Genomic DNA, 19,759 nt, shown 5'->3' on the forward strand with positions numbered 1-19,759 from the left:
GCTGGCGCGCGACGCCATCGAACGCGCCCGCCGCGACGGCGACCCGCGCGAACTCGGCCAGGCCCAGGCGGCGCTGGCGGCGTGGTGGACCCTGCCTCACCCTCCGGCACCGGTGCGCCTCCTGCGCGCGATCGTGCGGCAGAGCCAGCACGACTTCGGGCCGGCCCTGCAGGACCTCGACGCGCTGTTGCAGCCCGGTCCGCAGCCGGTGTCGCTGGCCCTCCAGGCCCAGGCCGAGCTGACGCGTGCCTCGGTGCTGCAGGTGCAGGGCCGCTGGCGCGAGGCCGATGCCGGCTGCGAACGCCTGCTGGGCGCGCACTACACGGCACTCGGCAGCGCGGTGCAGCTGCCGGCGCAGGTCTGCCGTGCCGAGTTGATGAGCCTGCAAGGCCAAGCCGCCACCGCAGCGACAGCCCTGGCCGCACTGGCCCGGCACCCGGACGCCGACACCGGCTGGCTGGCGCTCGTGCAGGCCGAACTGGCCGAGCGCCGCGGCGATGCATCGGCCGATGCGCTGTACCAGCGCGCGATCGCAGCGTCACCGCTGCCCGATGTCTACACACTGGCCGCGTACGCCGACTGGCTGCTGGCGCAGCACCGCGAGCGCGACACCGCAGCGCTGCTGGCCGGCCGCGAGGATGCGGACGCCTTGCTGCTGCGCCTGGCGATCGCGTGGAAGCGCAGCGCCGATCCGCGCGCGCCGCAGGCCATCACCACGCTGGCCGCGCGCTTCGATGCGGCCCGCCTGCGCGGCGACCGCAGCCACCGGCGCGAGCAAGCGCGCTACGAGCTCGACCTGCTGGGCGACGCGCCCGCCGCACTGGCGAGCGCGCAGGCGAACTGGGCCGTCCAGAAGGAACCGGCCGACGCGCTGCTGCTGGCACGCGCCGCGCTGGCCGCGCAGCAACCGCAGGCGGCGCAGCCGGTGTGGCAACGGGCCCGCGACACCGGCTGGCAGGATGCGCGCCTGCAGGCGCTGGCGGGGAGCGGTTCATGAACGCGCGCCACCTGCTGATCGCGTGCCTGGGCCTGCTGCCGCTCATCGCGCAAGCCCACAAGCCGAGCGACGCCTATGTCCACCTGAAAGTCGATGGGGCCGTCGTGGAACAGCGCTTCGACATCGCATTGCGCGACCTGGAACGCGAACTCGCGCTCGATGCCGACGACGACGGTCAACTCGCCTGGGGCGAGGTGCGCACGCGCTGGGCCGACATCGACCGGCTGTCGCTGCAAGGCCTGTCGGTGCAGGCCGACGGCGCACCGTGCGCGCCCGGCGCCCTCGACGCGCAGCAGCTCGACGAGCACAGCGACGGCCACTATGCGGTGTTGACGCGACGCTGGACCTGCCCCGCGGCGGTCCGGTCCTTGACGCTGGTCTACCAGTTGTTCGCACAGAGCGACCCGACGCACCGCGGCATCGTCCGCGTGCAACAGCAGGGTCGCGACGAGACCGCCGTGTTGGTGCCTGGCGATGCGCCGCGCAGCTTCGGCACGGCCGCCGAGCCCGCCCTCCCCGGCTTCGTCACCGAGGGCATCCACCACATCCTGATCGGCAGCGATCACATCCTGTTCCTGCTCGCGCTGCTGCTGCCGGCGGTGCTGGCATCGCCGCGCCTGCGGCCGGTGCTGGCCGAGGTGCTGCGCGTCGTCACCGCCTTCACCGTGGCGCACTCGATCACGCTGGCGTTGGCCGCCTTCGACCTCGTGAACCCGCCGTCGCGCTGGGTCGAATCGGTCATCGCGGCCAGCGTGGTGTTCGCGGCGCTGAACAACCTGGTGCCGATGGTGCGCGAGGGCCGCTGGAAGCTGACCTTCGCGTTCGGGCTGGTGCACGGCTTCGGGTTCGCAGGCGCGCTGAAGGATGCCGGGCTCACGCAGGGCGCCCTCGCGCTGCCGCTGCTCGGCTTCAACCTCGGCGTCGAGCTGGGGCAGCTCGCGATCGTCGCCGTCTTCGTGACGACCGTCTGGACGCTGCGGACGACACGCTTCTACCGGCAGATGCTGCTGCGCGGCGGCTCGGCGCTGATCGTGCTGGTCGCCACGGCCTGGCTCGTCGAACGTTCCCTCGACATCAAGCTCGGGCAGTTCCAATGAGCGGAGTTGCTCGAAGGCAGGCTTCAGTTCGGTGCCGGCCCCGCCGATAGCATGCTGTGCGGGACCCTCTCGCCGGGGAGACGAGATGAAGACAGCCCTCCTTTCGCCCACGCGCGCACTGACCATCGCCACCGCCGTGCTGGTCGGCGGTCAGACGGAGATGGCCCGACCGACGAGCCCGATCGCAACGAGAAAGAAGGAGGCCACGCGATCTGCATCGACGCTGGTCCAACACAATCTCGTCACCCAGCCCAAAACCCCAGCCACCGTCACCGCACTCGAGGCTGTCCATGCCAGGCACTGGACGATCTGTCGCCAGACAGCCAATAAGCTCACTAAAGCAAGCCGTCTCTGCGGCGACGCGCGATCCCTGAAACTGACGAAGATCAATGGACGGGCAATCGCACACCTGAACAAGCTCGCACGCGCCAACCCCCCTCCCAAAGTTATCGAAATCATCAACCGGGCCCGTAACACGGCTGTGCCCGCGGACCTGCGGTCGAGCGCAGACGCAGACGCAACCGCCCGCGCGGTCGCCACCCTCGTTCGCCTGTTGCTCCGAACGTCCATCCTCGCCGAAGAACAGGCGCTGGGCTCGTGCCCCTCGCTGGACAGATCCGAGGCCATTGATCGCGTCGCGCTGCAGATTCGTTCCTTCAGTCACGCAGCTCGAGCTTCGGTCAACCTTCGCATCCGCATGGAGGCGGGCTATCGCGCGCTCGAACCCGCCAAAGAGGGCACGCGTGACAAGACACGCAAACTCCTGCGCTGGATGGCCAATTCATTGATCAGCGATTCGCTCACCTCCTGACGGGCGCGTCGGAAACCGGAGGGCGTTTGCCAAGCCTCGTGGCGTGGTGGCAGGATGCGCGCTCCCGCTGCCCTTTCGAATGGAGCCGATCGCATGCCAGGCCGACCGCAGGCTGTTTCCTTTCTGACACGCATCACGCGGCGCCTGCTGCTCACGCTGCTGTTCACACTGGGCGTCCTCACCGCCACCGTCACCGCGAGCGCCCAGCCCGCCGACGACCCCGACGCCGTGCTCGAGACCGCCCGCCTGCGCGTCGATTCGATCGAGAAGCGCCTGCAGGCCGACAGCCCCGATGCCGAACTGGTCGCGATGCGCGACGCGCTGCTCGAGATCCAGCACAACGCCGAGCAGATCGCGCAGGCCCAGGCCCCCGAACTCGCACGCGCCCAGGCACGGCTGACCGAACTTGGCACTGCACCCGACGGCACCCGCGAAGACAGCGACGTCGCGACCCAGCGTGGCAGCCTGCAGAAGACCACCGAGGCCCTGAACGCGCGCATCAAGCTGGCGCGGCTGCTGTCGGTCGAGAGCCTGCAGCTCGCCGACCAGGCCGCGCGGCAGCGCCGCTCGCGCTTCCAGGCGCACCTGTTCGAGCGCACCGATGCACTGCTCAGCCCCTCGTTCTGGCACGACCTGCGCGACCTGCTCTCGCCCGGCGAAGYGACGCCCTCGCCATGGCAGGGCCAGCTCGCCGCGGCCTTCGCCCGCATGTCGGCCGCGGCGTGGCTCGCCTGGCTCGGCGTCGCGCTGATCGGCATCGCACTGCGCATCGCGCTCGGCCGCGTTGTCGCGCGGCTGGTCGCCAGCCACTCGCCGGCCGCACGGGTGCGCCGCACGCTGTACGCCCTGGCGCAAACGCTGCTGTGGATGCTCGTCCCCGGCGCCGTCGCCTGGGGCCTGGCGCTCGGCCTGAACTGGCAGCGCCCGGTGCCCGAGCCGCTGCACGGCCTGCTCGCGAGCTTTGTCGGCGCGGTGCTGTTCTCGGCCTACCTCGCCGGCCTCGGGCGCGCGCTGCTGTCGGCCGACCAGCCGGCCTGGCGGCTGCTGCCGATGCCCGATGCGCTGGCGCATGCGCTGCGCCGGCAACCGGTGGTGATCGGCAGCGTCACGCTGGCCGGCTGGCTGCTGCAGCGGYTCGCGGTGCTGGCGCAGGCCGATCTCGCGGCCGAGGTCGCGATCAACTGCGTCTATGCGCTGGTGCTGGCGCTGGTCGTCGGCCGCAGCCTGCGCACCGGCGAGCGGCTGCGGCGCGCGGCGCTGGCCGCGGCGCCGGTCGAGCCGCAGCCGGAGCCGACATCGCCGCTCGACACCCTGCCCCGCCCGCTGTGGGTCTCGCTGATGCTGGGCGGCGTGTGGCTCGCGCTGGTGGCGAGCGTCGTCTGCATCGTGATCGGCTATGTCGCGCTCGGCGGCTTCGTCGCGCGCCAGGTCGTCTGGGTGTTCGCGGTCTCGCTGACCGCCTACCTGCTGAACCTGCTGGTGGGCGATGTCTTCGACACCTGGGTGCGCTCGCCGCCGCTCACCGATCCGGACGCCGAGGAGCCCGACGGCGCGATCGAGGCGCACTCGGATGCCGCGGTGTCGCCCTCGCACCTGCGCAACCAGGTGGCCGTGATCGGCGCCGGCGGCCTGCAGCTCGCGGTGCTGCTGGTGGCGCTGGTGCTGATCCTCGCGCCGTTCGGCGAGGGCCCGGGCGACCTGTGGCAGCGCCTCGGCCAGCTCGACGTGGGCGTGGCGGTCGGCGAGCTGCAGGTGCGGCCGATCGCGGTGCTGCGCGCGCTGCTGGTGTTCGGCCTCAGCCTGCTGGCGGTGCGCGCGCTCAAGCGCTGGCTGACACGCAGCTTCCTGCCGACCACGCGGCTCGACGCCGGCATGCGCAGCTCGACCACCACGCTGTTCGGCTTCGTCGGCACGGTGCTCGCGATCGCGTTCGGGCTGTCGGCCATCGGGCTGGCGCTCGACAAGATCGCGTGGATCGCGAGCGCGCTGTCGGTGGGCATCGGCTTCGGCCTGCAGGCGGTGGTGTCGAACTTCGTCTCGGGGCTGATCCTGCTGGCCGAGCGGCCGGTGAAGGTGGGCGACTGGGTGACGCTCGGCGGCATCGAGGGCGACATCCGCCGCATCAACGTGCGCGCCACCGAGATCCAGATGGGCGACCGCTCGACGGTGATCGTGCCGAACTCGGAGTTCATCACGAAGACGGTGCGCAACGTCACGCTCGCGAGCCCGCTGGGCCTGGTGCAGATCAAGCTGCCGATGCCGCTGGACACCGACACCGAGCGCGTGCGCGACCTGCTGCTGCAGGCCTTCATCGAGCACGACGATGTGCTGGAGACGCCGGCGCCGAAGGTCTACCTGGACGGCTTCGACAACGGCAACCTGGTGTTCAACGCGACCGGCTACGTGGTGTCGCCGCGGCAGTCGTATGCGGTGAAGAGCGCGCTGCTGTTCACGGTGCTGGGCGGGCTGCGCGAGGCGGGGGTGCCGATGTCGAAGCCGGCGGCGATGGTGCTGAGGGAGGCGCCGCCGCCCGAATGACCCGCCTCGGCAGGCCGGTCATGCTCAGGTCGTCGCGAGCACGAGTGCGTGCTCGCCAAGGATCCTGGCTTTGACGGGATCGGCAGCATACAGCGCCCGGAACGAACTCATGCAGGCACTGAACTCGCGTGTCGGGCTGCACGCAGCATCAATCGATGCCGACAGTTGCCTGCGCCGGCCGGACGTTGCATGAGCCAACGAGTCCATCTGGAGCCAGAGTTGCGACAGGAGTGGTGCGCGGCGGGTCGTCAGGTCCTGGTGGTTCAGCTGGAAGAAGGCAATCGTCGTCACCGCGCGCTCGAACCCGGGGCCATGGCCTTGCCTGGGGACGGCGACGATTCCGTCAAACGCGATCAGGTCGGCCGGGTCTTCATCGATGGTCGACAGCGGATAGACCAGCAAGGCCGACTCGCCGCTCATCTGCATAGGATCCGCTGCGTGGACCTGCCGCGTCCCGCGCACCGGAAAGTAGTTGGATTTGAGCGTGGAGTTGCAGCGCGTGCAGGCGATCGCGTAGTTGAACGGGTGATAGGCCAGCTGGTAGTAGCCGGTCGCGCTCGCCGCCCCCATCGCACACGGCGCCTGGAAATCGGCAAGGTAGGTCAGGCTCGGAGCCGGCCAAGCCTTGATGCTTTTCTTGGGCCTGAAGTGCTCGACCTCATGCACCTTGCTCGCAAGCGTGGCGCCTTGCAACTTGGTTTCGCAGTAGGCGCATTTCTCATGCTGCAGCCGGATGTAGACGTTCTTGATCTCGCCCCAGAACTCTGCACCCCCCGTGTAGTCGCGCGCTTGCGCATAGACCTGCGTGCGCGCATGCGCCCGGCCGATCCAGCTCGGCTTCTCCGCGTTGATCAGGTCGATCAGATGCTGCGGGTCGACGGGATAGCGGACCATGCCGGTCGCTTACTTCGATGCCGCTGGAGCCTTGCGACGCGTCGACGTGCTGCGCTTGGCAGGGCGATTGACCAAGGCCTGCACCTCCGCCTTCGGCAATCCCTTTGACAGAAGTTCCAGGTATTTCATCGACGCCGTCGCATCGCCACCGACCGCATCGGCCGCCAGTTTCGACAAGGCCTTCGACACGTCCGGCGCGCGCGTGCTGTCGAGTCCGAAGTACGGCGACAGCAGGATCTGTTCGGCGCTGCGGCCATGCACGAGTTCGGGCAGCTTCTTGACCACGGTGCCACCCTCTTCTTCAGAGAGCACAAACAGGTTCTCGCGCTCCAGCGAGCCGACCACCAGCGGGCTGTGCGTGGTCACGATGAACTGCAGCTTCGGCAGCGCGCGCGCCAGCGTCGGCACGACCACGCGCTGCCACTCGGGGTGCAGGTGCAGGTCGATCTCGTCGAGCAGCAGAACGCCACTGACATCGCGCAGCTTGACGCCGCTGCCCGCGCCCATGCAGACATGGAACAGCATGTCGCCGATCCAGCCGATGTAGGCGCGGTAGCCGTCGGACAGCGCACGAAACGGCAACGACACGCCGTTCATCGTGAACAGGTGTTCGGCACCGCTCTCGGTCTTGGCAGCCGTCTTCTGCATGCGACAGGCATCGGGCAGCAGCTCGTTCATGAGGGCAACGACCTGCGCGTAGCGGCCCTTGTTGCTGCCGGCATAGGCCGGCAACCAGTAAGACAACGGAATCAGTCCGAGGTGGTCCTCGAACAGGCTGGACACGCGCTCGTAGGGGCGCAGCCGCGACTTGGTGCGTGCGCTCTCGTCGACCCGGATCGACGCCTCCACACGGCGCGTCGCGCCGTAGCCGACGACGAAGAAGACCGAGGCGCGGTCGTCGAACTGCAGCCGCTCGATCATGCCCTGCACGCTCGACGGCGTGCTGCTCCATTGCAGCCGCTCGGTGGTGCCGATGCGCGTCACCGTCGTCACCATCTGCAGTTGCTTCTCCTTGGCCAGCGCACGCGCGTAGCTTGGCAACTCGCCCGACTCCAGCGCGACATCGGCCGTGATGCGCGCCGGCGGCAGCTTGTCGAGTGCCGACGCCTTGACCGGCTTCGCACCGGGTGGGCGGCGGATCAATGACTCGGGCACGAAGCCGGAAGACGAACTCATCAACGGCCCCAGTGCGGCCAGCGCCGCGGCACGCAGCACACTGGTCTTGCCGAGTCCGTTGCCCCCCAACATCACGTTGACGTTCGGCAGGCTCAACTGCGGCGTGCCCGGCGCGTTCAGCGCCAGCGTCACCGACTCGAGCGAGCGCAGGTTCTCGATTTTCAGCTGCTTGATGTACATGCGAGGTCTCCGACGGACGCAGTCTAGGGCCTGTTCAGACCGCCCAGGGCACCGCTGCGCCCGCATCCACCCCGTACTTCGCCACCGCCTGCGCCAGCACCCCGCGCGCCAGCCTGCCCTCGCGCACCAGCGCCTGTAGCGCCGCCAGCACCACCTGGTGCCGGTCGACCTCGAAGAAGCGGCGCAGCTGCTGGCGCGTGTCGCTGCGGCCGAAGCCGTCGGTGCCGAGCGTCGCGTAGCGCGCCGGCACGTACTCGGCGATCAGCTGCGGCCACGCGCGCACGTAGTCGGTGGCGGCGATCACCGGATCGTTGCCGGCCAGCAGCGTCGCCACGTGCGACACCGCCGGCGTGCCACCGAGCCGCTCCAGCCGATCGGCCTCGCGCGCATCGCGGGCCAGCTCGCTGAAGCTCGTCACGCTGAACACCTCGCTCGCCACCTGCCAGTCGGCGGCCAACAGCTCGGCCGCGGCCATCACCTCGCGCAGGATCGCACCGCTGCCCAGCAGCCGCACGCGGCCCGCCGGCTTCTTCACCGCATGCGCCGCGAGCCGGTACATGCCGCGCAACAGGTCGGCGTGCGCCGCGTCGGGCAGCGACGGCTGCGCGTAGTTCTCGTTCATCAGCGTGAGGTAGTGGAACTCGTCGCACTGCTGCTCCAGCATGCGCCGCGCCGCGTGGTCCATGATCACCGCGACCTCGCCCGCGAAGGCGGGATCCCAGGCACGGCAGTTCGGCACCGTCGAGGCCATCACCAGGCTGCTGCCGTCCTGGTGCTGCAGGCCCTCGCCGCCGAGCGTCGTGCGCCCCGCCGTCGCACCGAACAGGAAGCCGCGCACGCGCTGGTCGGCCGCGGCCCAGATCAGGTCGCCCACGCGCTGGAAGCCGAACATCGAGTAGTAGATGTACATCGGCAGCATCGGCAGCCCGTGCACGCTGTACGAGGTGCCGGCCGCGATCCACGATGCGAGCGCGCCGGCCTCGGTGATGCCTTCCTCGAGCAGTTGCCCGTCCTTCGCCTCGCGGTACGACAGCATCGAGCCCGCATCCTCCGGCTCGTACAGCTGCCCGTGCGGCGAATAGATGCCGATCTGGCGGAACAGGCTCGCCATGCCGAAGGTGCGCGCCTCGTCGGCGACGATCGGCACGATGCGCGGCCCGAGCGCCTCGTCCTTCAGCAGCCCGGCGAACATGCGCACCGCGGCCATCGTGGTCGACATCTCCTTGCCGTCGGCCTGCAGCGCGAAGCCGCCCCAGCCGGCCAGCGGCGGCACCGGCAGCACCGGTGCCTGCGGCTTGCGTGCCGGCAGCGCGCCGCCGAGCGCGCGGCGGCGCTCGTGCAGGTAGGCCATCTCGGGGCTATCGTCGGCCGGCTTGTAGAAGCGCAGCGCGGCCACGTCGTCGTCGGACAGGGGCAGCGCGAAGCGGTCGCGGAAGGTCTTCAGCGCGCTCACGTCGAGCTTCTTCGCCTGGTGCGAGGTCATGCGCGATTCGCCGACGCCGCCCATGCCGAAGCCCTTCTTGGTCTTCGCGAGGATCACCGTCGGCCGGCCCTTGTGCGCCCGCGCCGCCGCGAAGGCCGCATGCAGCTTGCGGAAATCGTGCCCGCCGCGCTTCAGCGCATCGATCTCGTCGACGCCCATGTGCGCCACCAGCGCCTGCACCTGCGGATCCTGGCGGAAGAAGTGCTCGACGTTGTAGGCGCCGTCGTTCGCGCCCAGCGTCTGGTACTGGCCGTCGACGGTGGCCGCGAGGCGCTGCAGCAGCACATGCTGGGTGTCGCGCGCGAAGAGGGCATCCCAGTCGGAGCCCCACAGCACCTTGACGACGTTCCAGCCGGCGCCGGTGAACAGCGACTCCAGCTCCTGGATGATCTGGCCGTTGCCGCGCACCGGGCCGTCCAGCCGCTGCAGGTTGCAGTTGACGATGAAGGTGAGGTTGTCGAGCTGCTCGCGCGCGGCGAGCGTGAGCCCGGCGATCGACTCCGGCTCGTCCATCTCGCCGTCGCCGAACACGCCCCACACATGGCGCTGCGCGGTGTCGGCCAGGCCGCGGTGCGCCAGGTAGCGCATGAAGCGCGCCTGGTACACCGCGCTCAGCGGGCCCAGGCCCATCGAGCCGGTCGGGAACTGCCAGAACTCCGGCATCAGCCACGGGTGCGGGTACGAGCACAGGCCGTGGCCGCCGACCTCCTGGCGGTAGTTCGCGAGCTGCTCCTCGCTGAGCCGGCCCTCGAGGAAGGCACGCGAATACACGCCCGGCGCCGAATGCGGCTGGAAGTACACCAGGTCGGCGTCGCGGCCGCCCGGCGTGCGGCTGTCGTCGCCGCGGAAGAAGTGGTTGAAGCCCACTTCGAACAGCTCGGCCGCCGAGGCATAGCTCGCGATGTGGCCGCCCAGCTCGCCATAGGCCTGGTTGGCGCGCACCACCATCGCGAGCGCGTTCCAGCGCGTGATGGCGGTGAGCCGCTCCTCGATCGCGAGGTCCCCCGGATAGTGCCCCTGCCGCTCCAGCGGGATGGTGTTGCGGTAGGCCGAATACGGCTGCACGTGCGGCACGATGCCCAGCTGCTGCGCCTGCTCCTCCAGCTGCTCCAGCAGGTACAGGCCACGCTCGCTGCCGCCCTCGGCGACGGCGGCGCGCAGCGCGTCGAGCCACTCCTTCGTCTCCAGCGGATCGGTGTCGCTCGCAGCCTGGGCGAGCAGGTGGCGGGGGGTCTGGCCGTTCATGGGGGCGTCCTGCAGCGGGGGAGCCGAGACTATAGAAGCAACCCACGGAAACCGTCTCCCGCGGGACATTGCATAGACTCGCCACCCCGGCCTGCCGTTTGCCCACGGTGTGCAGGTGTGTCTGCATGTTTGTATGGAAGGCCCTTGATGCCCAGTTTTCGCCCCGACCCGATGCCCACCGTGCCCGGCTTCGAGCCGGCGCCCGCGTGGCGCCAGCGCCTGAAGCGCATCGCGCTGTGGTCGGCGCTCGCGGCCGCCGTGGCGGCAGTCGCGCTCGGCATCTACATCGCGGTGCTGCTGCGCATCACGCCCAGCATCGACGACCTGAAAGAGGTGCAGGCGCAGCAGCCGAGCCTGCTGCTGTCGGCCGACGGCCAGCAGATCGCAAGCTTCCGGCGCGCCCAGCAGGAACGGCTGACGCTCGACAAGGTCTCGCCCTTCGTCGTGAAGGCGTTGGTCGCCACCGAGGACAAGCGCTTCTACGACCACCGCGGCATCGACTTCATCCGCTCGTTCGGCGCGGTGCTGCACAGCGCCGCCGGCGACATGCAGGGCGGCTCCACCATCACGCAGCAGCTGGCGCGCAACCTGTTTCCCGACGAGGTCGGGCGCGCCCGCACCCTGCACCGCAAGGCCAAGGAGTGGGTCACGGCCATGCGCATCGAGCGCGTCTACGACAAGCGGCAGATCCTCGAGGCCTACCTGAACACCGCGCCGTTCCTGTACAACGCGGTCGGCATCGAGATGGCGGCGCGCACCTACTTCGACACCTCGGCCGCCGAGCTCGACGCGCTGCAGAGCGCCACGCTGGTCGGCATGCTGAAAGGCACCTACTACTACAACCCGGTGCAGCACCCCGAGCGCTCGCTCGCGCGGCGCAACGTGGTGCTGTCGCAGATGGCGAAGGCGCAGGTGATCACCGACGAGCAGCTGCGCACGCTGAGCGCGCAGCCGCTGCAGCTGCACTGGAGCCGGCAGCCCGATTTCCCGGCCACCGCGCCGCACTTCGCGGCCTATGCGCGCAAGTGGCTGCTCGACTGGGCCGACGAGCACGAGCACGACCTCTACGCCGACGGGCTGGTGATCGAGACCACGCTCGACAGCCGGCTGCAGGACGAAGCCGTGCGCGCCGTGCAGGCGCAGGCCGATGCACTGCAGCGGGTGGCCGATGTCGAGTGGAGCCGCCCGGCGCTGCCGCCGGTATCGACCGCGCCCGAGGCCTACGCGAAGCTGCTGGGCAAGGCCGAGCCGTTCGGCTACCTGTGGACCGGGCGGCGCGACCTCGTCACCGCGTTCCTGCGCGAGTCGCCGGAGTTCAAGCAGGCGGTCGACGCCGGCGCGGGCCCGGGCGAAGCGCTCGAGAAGCTGCGCGCCGACGCGCCGTTCATGGCGCGGCTGAAGGCGCAGAAGACACGGCTGGAGGCCGGCTTCGTCGCGATGGACCCGCGCAACGGCGAGATCCGCGCCTGGGTCGGCAGCCGCGATTTCGCGCAGGAGCAGTACGACCACGTCGCGCAGGCCGAGCGCCAGCCCGGCTCGACGTTCAAGCCCTTCGTCTACGGGGCCGCCCTCGAGGCGGGGCTGACGCCCGATCGCACCTTCGTTGACGGGCCGGTCGAGGTGACGATGGGCGGCACCGTCTGGCGGCCGACCGACATGTCGGGCGCGACCGGCGCGCCGATGACGATCCGCGACGGCCTCGCACTGTCGAAGAACACCATCACCGCGCAGGTCATGCAGGAGGTGGGCATCCCGCGCGTGGTGGCGCTCGCGAAATCGCTGGGCGTCGACCAGAGCCCGCTGGAGGCCGTGCCGTCGCTCGCGCTCGGCACCAGCCCGGTCACGCTGCTGGAGATGGTGAACGCCTATGCGTCGATCGCGCAGGTGGGCAGCGTGCACAAGCCGGTGTTCGTCAAGCGCATCAAGGACCGCACGGGGCGGGTGATCGCCGAGTTCGGCGAGGCCCCGCGCCGCGGCATGTCGCCCGAGGCCGCGACCGACCTGATCGACATGATGCGTGGCGTGATCGCGCGCGGCACCGGCACGCAGATCCGCACCCGATTCGGCGTGACCGGCGACCTGGCCGGCAAGACCGGCACGACGCAGAAGAACACCGACGGCTGGTTCATCCTGATGCACCCGGAGCTGGTCGCGGGAGCGTGGGTCGGCTTCAACGATGCGCGCGTCACGCTGCGCAGCAGCTGGTGGGGCCAGGGCGGGCACAACGCGGTGCGGCTGGTCGGCGATTTCTTCCGCGACGCGCAGAAGAAGGGGCTGGTCGACCCGAAGGCGAGCTTCCCGCCGCCGCGCGTGCCGGTGCCGGCGTTCGACCCGGCGGCGTCGGCGCCCGAGGGCGTGAACGAAGGCGAGGGCGGCAGCCTCGATCCGGCAAACACCGACGACCAGCCGCCCAAGACCTCGGAGGAGCTCGGGCAGGTGCTCAGCGGCATGGGCCTGGACCCGAAGACCGGCGTGCCGAGGTCGCCGGGCGATCGGCCTGCGCCCCGGCCGCAGCCGAGCCCTCCGAACCCTCAACCGATGGTTCCATTCCATGAAGAACCGGCGCCGCCACCCGCGGCACCGGCGGCTTCCGACAGCAGCCCATGAGGCTTTCGATGACCTGACCTGGGAGAAGACGAAGATGAGCTTTCCGATGACTTGGCTGCGTGCCGCGCAGCCTGCCCTGCTTGCCGTGCTGATCGCGACGGTGGGCACGCTTCACGCGCAATCGGCCGCTGCGCCCGAGGGAGCGGCCTCTGCGCCACAGAGGGCCGAGGCCGTGGCCTTGCGCCACCTGCTCGATACCGACCTCGCCGAGAACTTCCGTCGCGATCCCTTGGAGGCCACGGTGCTGGGCGTCCCCGGCTACAACGCGGCGCTGCCCGACCTGTCCGACGCCGAACAGCAGCGCGTGCAGGCCTACGACCGCGACATGCTTGCGCGCGTGCAGGCGATCAGCCCGGCCGGCCTGCGCGGCCAGGACCTGGTCTCGCGCCAGCTGCTGCTCGACAAGATGCGCATCGCCGTCGAATCGCAGCAGTTCGTGCATTCGGAAGAACTGGTGCTGACCACGCTGTGGGGCATCCAGTCGATGATGCCGCTGGCCGCGCAGATGACGCCGATGCGCAGCGCGGACGACTACCGCGATTACACCGCCCGCGTGAAGGGCGTGCCCCGCATGGCGGAGCAGACGCAGCAGCTCCTCGTGCGCGGCCTGCAGTCGGGCTGGGTGCAGCCCCGAGGCGTGGTCGATCGGGTGATCGCCGGCATCGACGCGCACCTGGTGGCCGATGCGGACGGCAGCGTGCTGCTGAAGCCGTTCAAGGCCTTCGTGCCCGCGGTGGCGCAGGACCAGCGCGACGCGCTGCTGCAGGCCGCGCGCGCTGCGGTGCGCGACGACTACCAACCGGCGCTGCGCCGCCTGCGCGAGTTCCTGGCGACCACCTACCGGCCGAAGGCGCCGGTCGACGTCGGCCTGTCGGCGCTGCCGGGCGGGGCGGCGTACTACGAGTTCCTGATCCGCACCGGCATCGTGCCGGACCAGGACGCCGGCAAGATCCACGCGCTCGGTTTGCGCGAGGTGGCACGGCTGCGGCGGGAGATCGCGCAGGTCGCGCGGCAGACCGGCTTCAAGGGCAGCACGCAGGCGTTCATGCACTACGTGAGCCACGACAAGCGCTTCTTCTTCACGTCCGAAGAGGCGGTGCTGGCCGCCTTCCGCGCGATGTCGGCGCGCGTCGATCCGCAGTTGCCGACGCTGTTCCACAGCGTGCCGCGCATGGCCTACGAGGTGCGCGGCATGTCGGCATCGGAGTCGGCCAGCAGCACGGCGGCCAACTACACGCCAGGCTCGCTGGAGCTCGGGACGCCCGGCTACTTCACGGTGAACGCGCGCGGCTTTGCCGGCGAGCCGACCTGGGAGGTGGAGACGCTGTTCCTGCACGAGACGGTGCCGGGGCACCACCTGCAGGGCGCCCGATCGGCCGAGATCGAGGGCCTGCACGACTGGCGCCGCCGCGGCAGCTGGAACGTGGCCTATGGCGAAGGGTGGGCGCTCTACGCCGAATCGCTGGGCTTCCAGCTCGGCATGTACCGCGATCCGTACCAGCACTACGGCCACCTGCAGGCGCAGCTGTTCCGCGCGGCGCGGCTGGTGGTCGACACCGGCATCCATGCATACCGCTGGCCACGCGCGAAGGCCGTCGACTACATGATCCGGCAGGCCGGTCTCGAACCGAAGAATGCCGCCAGCGAGGTCGACCGCTACTTCTCGAACCCGAGCCAGGCGCTGGGCTACCTGCTGGGCAAGCGCAAGCTGCTGGAGCTGCGCGAGCGATCGCAGCAGGCGCTGGGCGCGCGCTTCGACCTGCGCGACTTCCATACGGTGGTGATCGACAGCGGGAYGATGCCGCTGGCGGTGCTGGAGCAGCGGGTCGACGCGTGGATCGCGCGTGGCGGCGGGCGGCCGGATGGCGATGGCTGATCAAGCTGGGAGAATGCGCGGATGACGATTCCCCAGGACGCCCTGATCCAGATCGCCCGCCGCTACTCGCAGCTCGGCATGCAGGTGGCGAAGGCCTACCACCAGCGGCAGACCGAGCTGGAGCTCGACAAGGTGCTGATGCCCGAGCGCCTGTCGACGCCCGCCGGCACCGCGGCGTCGATCGCAACGCTCGAGGAATTGCGCGAGCTCACCGCGACGCACCGGCAGGCGTACCAGAAGCTGATGGTGGCGTTCGCCGGCGAGATGGCGAAGGCGCTCGAGGCGTTGCCCGAGGCCGTGCGCGATGCCGAGCGCGACCGCATCGTCCCGATGCTGGAATGGCAGTTCAACGCGCAGCGCGAGTTCTACGAGAACCGCGAGCGCTGGATCGTCGCGGCGCAGGAGGTGTGCGAGCTGATCGACGAGCGTCGCGCCAAGCTCACCTTCACCGATGACGGCGTGCTGTTCGAGGCCGACGAAGATCTCGACCGCTTCCAGGCCCTGATGACCTCGCTCGACGAGATGCAGCAGCGCGAGGGCGAGCAACTGGCGCAGCGCGTCGAGCGGATGAAGCGCTCGGCCGCTGCGCTCGGGATGAGCATCAGCGAATAGAGGGTTGGCGAGCAGGTTGCGCGCGCCTGGCAAGGCCTTTGCGTTGCGGCAGCGGCAGGAGGGCTACGATGAGCCTCAACTTGTCGAGACCCTCATGAATCAATTCCTGCTTCAACCCGCCGCCACGATCACCGCCGCGCTGATCACCAACCCGGCGCCCGGCGTGTCGCGCACCCGGATCGAGGACATGGGCGCGCTGTTCATCGCGGTCTACAACGAACTGGCCAAGGCGGCTGCAGCGGACGCCGAACGCGCGAAGCCGGCGACCGCCTGAAGCCAGAGCCCGATCTCGCCGAGACTTGGTCTCAGCGGGATCTCCCTGGGCTTTCAGCGGTTCTGCTGCGGCGGCCGGCCGAGGTGGCGGAACGTGATCCGCCCCTTGCTCAGGTCGTACGGCGACATCTCCAGCGACACGTTGTCGCCGGCCAGGATGCGGATGTGGTGCTTGCGCATGCGTCCCGACGTGTAGGCCACCAGCTTGTGGCCGTTCTCCAGCGTCACGCGAAAACGCGAGTCCGGCAGGATTTCGTTGACGACGCCGCTCATTTCGATCAGTTCTTCCTTGGCCATGAGGACACTCCTTAGGGGTTGGATGGTGAAGGCACGGCCACGCTGCGGCCGGCGACCCAGGCGAGGCCCTGGTCGGTGGCATAGCGCAATGCGGCGCGGGCGGTGTTGAAGAGCGGCGAGAAGCGCATGACCCGGTCATGGGTGGCGCTGCCTTGGCCGCTGCGGATGGAGACAGCGGCCTCGTGGCGGCCGTCGCTGCGGGAATGGCTGAGTGGCGAGACGAGGTATCTGCCGATTTCGATCGAGGTCTTGATGCAGTTCTTTCTAGGGCGCGACCGGCCTGCAGGTGCTCCCGTGGAGGACTGCTGCAGCGTCGATCGGTGATGGGGCGTCGATGTCGTCAGATGATGCAGCCCGCTGGACAGGCCGCCCGACACGCGCCAGGAGGAAGCATGGAGTCTACCACCCCGGCCTTTCCGGTGTCGCGCGGGTGTCTCGTGTGCCTGCCGTGCGCTCAGTGCCGAAGGCAACCCCAGCTTCGCGACGGTGTTGAAGGTGGCCAGAGCCCTGGGCTTCAGGCTGCACGCCTCGGCCCTCTGATTCAGCCCTTCTTCGGCCCCGCCAGCGAATCCCGCATGATCAGCTCCGGCCCGAACTCGCGCGACACCGGCAGCGCGGTGCCGAAGCACATGTTCGACAGCAGCCGGCAGGCGTTCAGCCCCATGTCGCCGACGACGATGCGGATCGTCGTCAGGCGCGGCGACAGCCACGCGGCGATGTCGGTGTCGTCGTAGCCCATCACCGACACGTCGCCCGGCACCGTCAGGCCGTCGGCCTGCAGGCGCGACATCGCCCCCATCGCCATCTGGTCGTTGCAGCAGAACATCGCGGTGAACTTCGCGCCCTCGGCGAGCAGCTGGCCGGTGCCGGCCCAGCCGCTCTCGGCAGCGAAGTCGCCGGTCACCATCGACACCGATTCGCGCGCGATGCCGGCCGCGGCCAGCGTGTCGAAGAAACCCTGCAGCCGCAACCGGTTGTCGGGGGCCGCCGCCGGCCCGGCAATCACCGCGATGCGGCGGTGCCCGTGCTCCAGCAGCGTGCGCGCCGCCAGCACGCCGCCGGCCTTGTGATCGACCGTGAAGCACTGGCTGCGCATGCCCTTCACGTCGCGGTTGACCACCGCCAGGTTCGGGAAGCGCCGCTTCAGCGCCAGGATGTCGGCATCGCGCAACGCATAGGTCGTCAGCAGCATGCCCTCGCACTGCCGGTCCATCAGGAACTCGATGCCGTTCAGCGCCTGCTCGCGCACGTCTTCGCCGCCGTGGCCGTTGGCGATCACCATGTGGCGGTCCTGGGCCCGCAGCTCCATGTCGATCGCATGCAGCATCGGGCCGTAGAACGGCCCCTTGAAATCGGGCACGTAGACGCCGATCGCGTTCGTGCTCTTCATCGACAGCGCACGCGCGATGCGCGACGGCCGGAAATCCAGCTGCTCGATCGCCGCCTGCACGCGCGAAGCCGAGTCGGCCGAGAACGGCCCCTTGCCCGAAATCACGCGTGACGCCGTGGCGACACCGACCCCGGCGAGTCGCGCCACATCCTTGATCGTGCCCACTGCTTGCACCTGCTCCAGACTACCGAATTGGCTCGGATCATAGTCTGGAGCTTGTGCAGGGGCTGTTTCTGCTTCGTAATGGACGATGGCGTCGACCCGCGAATCAGTAGTCGTCGCGGCCGTGGGTGGCGGTCGTGAAGCCGAGGAACTGCATCGAGCTGCCGTCCGGGCGGCGCGCCTTCGCGAGCGCCTGGAAGTTGGGAATCGCGACGCCGCGGTTCATGTAGCCGTTGACCGCGATGTCCATGTAGCCGGCCTCCAGGTGCTGGCCCTTGCAGTTGCGCACGCCGCTGCCGCTCTGCAGCGACTTCGCCATGTACTCCAGCCCCTTGGCCAGGCGCGGCGTGGTCTCGCCCGACGCCTTCCACAGCCACACCGAGGTGTCGCCGGCCTGGATCACCGCGATCTCGGCCGCCTGCGCGAGCCCTTCGAGGTTGTACTGCGGGTGCGTGCAGTCGCGGTCCTTCAGTTCATTGACCTCGCCGCTCGAGAAGACCGACAGCGGGATCATCTCGGTGACGCGCTGCAGGCCCGCCGCATAGCGCGTCGGGTTGTCCTGGTAGGCGCCGGCGGCCATCATCGCGAGGCCCGCCGACACCGCCCAGTTGTTGACCCGCGTGCGCGCCTTCGCGGCCTCGGTGTACTGGCGGTCGATGAAGCCGTTGAAGGTCGTGATGTCGGCCTGCGCCCAGCCGGCTTCGCCGTTGTTGTAGTGGCGGATGATCTCGGCCGCGCTGACCCACACCGGCAGCATCCACGCCGCCTCCAGCTGCACCTGGGCCGCATTCGTGCCCGAGGCCACCGAGAAGGTGCGGAAGGTCCTGCCCCAGTCGTTCAGGATCGCCACCGCCTTGTCGCGGTGCCGCGCGTCGCCGGTCTTCACCCAGCGCAGCGCGTTCAGGTAGGCGGCCTGCGCGTCGTTCTTGAAGCGCGCCTCCTGGTCGCCGATCGCGCTGCCCACCACCTGCACGTTGGACAAGGCCTTGTGCGAGTAGGTGTAGGCGCTGCGCGAGTCGTTCATCACCGCCTGGTAGCCGGTCTTCAGCACGCTCGGGTTGGCCGAGTTCTGCGCCGCCTTGAAGCTGTCGAGCCGCGCCTGCGTCAGGAAGATGCCGGGGTGGCGGAAGGTGGTCGGCGTGATGGCCTGCGCGCCTTCGCGTGCCACCGCGGCGTCGTCGGTCGGCGCGTCGGCGACCTGGGCGCTGTCGTCGACGGCCGCGGCCTGCGCGCCGTCGTCTTCGCCGGTGTTGCCGCCGCCGCACGCCGCCAGCAGGGCCAGCGCGATCGGGGCCAGGGCCCAGCGCAGGCGCCGGGTCGTTGCGTGGAATTTCTTCATGGTGTTGTCCTCGCTCACTTGATGCTGAAGCTGTCGCCGTAGACCTTCCAGTTCAGCGGCGTGTTGAGGTCGAAGTTGCCGGCCTTCAGCCACACGCGCTGCGCGGTGTCGACGCGCGTCGTGTCGCTGTGGGCCTCTTCCTTGTTCATCTCGACCACGCGGGCATCCATGAAGGCGTTCAGGTAGGTCGCCTCGTCGCCGCCCTGGGCCGGGGTCCTGGCCTTGGCCATCGCCGCCTTGCGGACGCTCATCGCGCCTTCATAGCCGTGCATCACGGCCGCGTCGTAGTAGGCGAACTGGCCGAGTGCGCGCAGGCCGTCACCCTTGGCCTTGTTGACCGACGGGTTGAAGTAGACGTTGTCGCGCTCGTAGTCCTGCGACTGCTGGAACACCACGTCGGCGGCGGCGGTCTTCCAGTCGCCGGTGAAGGTCGGGTCGAGCCCGGCGTGCGACTCGGTGTTGTTCACCTTCTTCAGCGCCGGCAGGTACTTCGACAGCACGTTGCCCGGCTTGCGGTTGGTGTACTCCTGCACCACCTCCAGCATGTCGCCGGTGCCCGAGCAGAAGCCGATGATGCCGGCGGTGTAGCCGCGGCCGTCATGGATGTCCTGGATGTAGGCGTACTGCGCCTTCCAGTTCAGCGACGAGTTCTCGGCGCTGGAGACGATCTGCATCGCGATGTCCTTCTTGCGGGCATCGAACAGGTCGGACGACGACGGGGCCGGTGCGGGCGCCGGAGCCGGTGCCGGGGCAGGCGCCGGAGCGGGCGCAGGGGCCGGAGC

16 protein-coding genes and 1 pseudogene are annotated in these 19,759 nt (G+C 69.6%); 9 read left to right on the forward strand and 8 right to left on the reverse strand.

All coding sequences use genetic code 11. The features are described from left to right. The 4 genes from AC1D01_RS02945 to AC1D01_RS02960 all read left to right on the forward strand — a co-directional run. On the forward strand, positions 1–997 hold a 997-nt coding region (locus AC1D01_RS02945; protein WP_477864596.1), incomplete at its 5' end, for a hypothetical protein. Further along, positions 994–2,094 (forward strand): HupE/UreJ family protein, encoded by a 1,101-nt coding sequence (locus AC1D01_RS02950; RefSeq protein WP_477864597.1) that lies wholly within the window; start codon positions 994–996, stop codon positions 2,092–2,094. The genes AC1D01_RS02945 and AC1D01_RS02950, both read left to right, overlap by 4 nt. 85 nt (positions 2,095–2,179) lie before the next feature. Beyond that, entirely contained in the window at positions 2,180–2,905 is a 726-nt protein-coding gene (locus AC1D01_RS02955; protein ID WP_477864598.1) for a hypothetical protein, read from the forward strand. Between the two features lie 93 nt (positions 2,906–2,998). Beyond that, positions 2,999–5,443, forward strand: coding sequence for a DUF3772 domain-containing protein (locus AC1D01_RS02960; RefSeq protein WP_477864599.1), 2,445 nt, complete (start codon positions 2,999–3,001; stop codon positions 5,441–5,443). Positions 5,444–5,467: 24 nt separating this feature from the next. On the opposite strand, the gene AC1D01_RS02965 is transcribed toward AC1D01_RS02960, so the two are convergent. From AC1D01_RS02965 to mdeB, 3 genes are read right to left on the reverse strand one after another with little or no spacing between them, the layout of a single operon-like run. After that, positions 5,468–6,337, reverse strand: coding sequence for an HNH endonuclease family protein (locus AC1D01_RS02965; RefSeq protein ID WP_477864600.1), 870 nt, complete (start codon positions 6,335–6,337; stop codon positions 5,468–5,470). A gap of 9 nt (positions 6,338–6,346) precedes the next feature. After that, positions 6,347–7,693: an AAA family ATPase gene (locus tag AC1D01_RS02970; protein ID WP_477864601.1), complete on the reverse strand. Its 1,347-nt coding sequence runs from the start codon at positions 7,691–7,693 to the stop codon at positions 6,347–6,349. Positions 7,694–7,727: 34 nt separating this feature from the next. Next, the gene (mdeB, locus tag AC1D01_RS02975) at positions 7,728–10,421 is read right to left on the reverse strand and encodes an alpha-ketoglutarate dehydrogenase (RefSeq protein WP_477864602.1); all 2,694 of its coding nucleotides are present in this window, start codon (positions 10,419–10,421) and stop codon (positions 7,728–7,730) included. Between the two features lie 147 nt (positions 10,422–10,568). Between mdeB and AC1D01_RS02980 the strand changes: the two genes are divergently transcribed. From AC1D01_RS02980 to AC1D01_RS02995, 4 genes are all read left to right on the forward strand, one after another. After that, on the forward strand, positions 10,569–13,028 hold the full coding sequence (locus AC1D01_RS02980) for a penicillin-binding protein 1A (protein WP_477864603.1): 2,460 nt from the start codon (positions 10,569–10,571) through the stop codon (positions 13,026–13,028). Between the two features lie 34 nt (positions 13,029–13,062). Next, complete coding sequence (locus tag AC1D01_RS02985; RefSeq protein WP_477864604.1) at positions 13,063–14,904, forward strand: DUF885 domain-containing protein; 1,842 nt, start codon at positions 13,063–13,065, stop codon at positions 14,902–14,904. Positions 14,905–14,925: 21 nt separating this feature from the next. Next, positions 14,926–15,516 carry a hypothetical protein gene (locus tag AC1D01_RS02990; RefSeq protein ID WP_477864605.1) on the forward strand — a complete coding sequence of 197 codons (591 nt, stop codon included), beginning with the start codon at positions 14,926–14,928 and terminating at the stop codon, positions 15,514–15,516. Positions 15,517–15,610: 94 nt separating this feature from the next. Next, positions 15,611–15,790: a hypothetical protein gene (locus tag AC1D01_RS02995; protein WP_477864606.1), complete on the forward strand. Its 180-nt coding sequence runs from the start codon at positions 15,611–15,613 to the stop codon at positions 15,788–15,790. Positions 15,791–15,843: 53 nt separating this feature from the next. Here AC1D01_RS02995 and infA read toward each other — a convergent pair whose 3' ends face one another. Then, positions 15,844–16,086, reverse strand: a complete 243-nt coding sequence (infA, locus tag AC1D01_RS03000) for a translation initiation factor IF-1 (RefSeq protein WP_047501667.1) — start codon at positions 16,084–16,086, stop codon at positions 15,844–15,846. An 11-nt stretch (positions 16,087–16,097) separates the two neighbouring features. After that, a complete protein-coding gene (locus AC1D01_RS03005) occupies positions 16,098–16,463 on the reverse strand; it encodes a hypothetical protein (protein ID WP_477864607.1) in 366 nt (121 codons plus the stop codon). A gap of 70 nt (positions 16,464–16,533) precedes the next feature. Between AC1D01_RS03005 and AC1D01_RS03010 the strand changes: the two are divergent. Then, positions 16,534–16,626, forward strand: a pseudogene (locus tag AC1D01_RS03010) (addiction module antidote protein); the annotation flags it as partial. 1 nt (position 16,627) lies between these two features. Here AC1D01_RS03010 and AC1D01_RS03015 read toward each other — a convergent pair. The 3 genes from AC1D01_RS03015 to AC1D01_RS03025 form a co-directional block, all read right to left on the reverse strand. Further along, on the reverse strand, positions 16,628–17,641 hold the full coding sequence (locus AC1D01_RS03015) for a LacI family DNA-binding transcriptional regulator (protein WP_477864608.1): 1,014 nt from the start codon (positions 17,639–17,641) through the stop codon (positions 16,628–16,630). Between the two features lie 103 nt (positions 17,642–17,744). Next, a complete protein-coding gene (locus tag AC1D01_RS03020; protein WP_477864609.1) occupies positions 17,745–18,977 on the reverse strand; it encodes an alginate lyase family protein in 1,233 nt (410 codons plus the stop codon). A gap of 14 nt (positions 18,978–18,991) precedes the next feature. Further along, on the reverse strand, positions 18,992–19,759 hold a 768-nt coding region (locus AC1D01_RS03025), incomplete at its 5' end, for a chitosanase (protein WP_477864610.1).

Source organism: Rhizobacter sp. P3_B12 (genome assembly GCF_056402895.1).

Bases quoted from the DNA above. Each gene is read 5' to 3' on its own strand.
- AC1D01_RS02950 (WP_477864597.1), top strand. From the start codon at position 994: ATGAACGCGCGCCACCTGCTGATCGCGTGCCTGGGCCTGCTGCCGCTC.
- AC1D01_RS02955 (WP_477864598.1), top strand. From the start codon at position 2,180: ATGAAGACAGCCCTCCTTTCGCCCACGCGCGCACTGACCATCGCCACC.
- AC1D01_RS02965 (WP_477864600.1), bottom strand. From the start codon at position 6,337: ATGGTCCGCTATCCCGTCGACCCGCAGCATCTGATCGACCTGATCAAC.
- AC1D01_RS02970 (WP_477864601.1), bottom strand. From the start codon at position 7,693: ATGTACATCAAGCAGCTGAAAATCGAGAACCTGCGCTCGCTCGAGTCG.
- mdeB (WP_477864602.1), bottom strand. From the start codon at position 10,421: ATGAACGGCCAGACCCCCCGCCACCTGCTCGCCCAGGCTGCGAGCGAC.
- AC1D01_RS02980 (WP_477864603.1), top strand. From the start codon at position 10,569: ATGCCCAGTTTTCGCCCCGACCCGATGCCCACCGTGCCCGGCTTCGAG.
- AC1D01_RS02990 (WP_477864605.1), top strand. From the start codon at position 14,926: ATGACGATTCCCCAGGACGCCCTGATCCAGATCGCCCGCCGCTACTCG.
- AC1D01_RS02995 (WP_477864606.1), top strand. From the start codon at position 15,611: ATGAATCAATTCCTGCTTCAACCCGCCGCCACGATCACCGCCGCGCTG.
- infA (WP_047501667.1), bottom strand. From the start codon at position 16,086: ATGGCCAAGGAAGAACTGATCGAAATGAGCGGCGTCGTCAACGAAATC.
- AC1D01_RS03020 (WP_477864609.1), bottom strand. From the start codon at position 18,977: ATGAAGAAATTCCACGCAACGACCCGGCGCCTGCGCTGGGCCCTGGCC.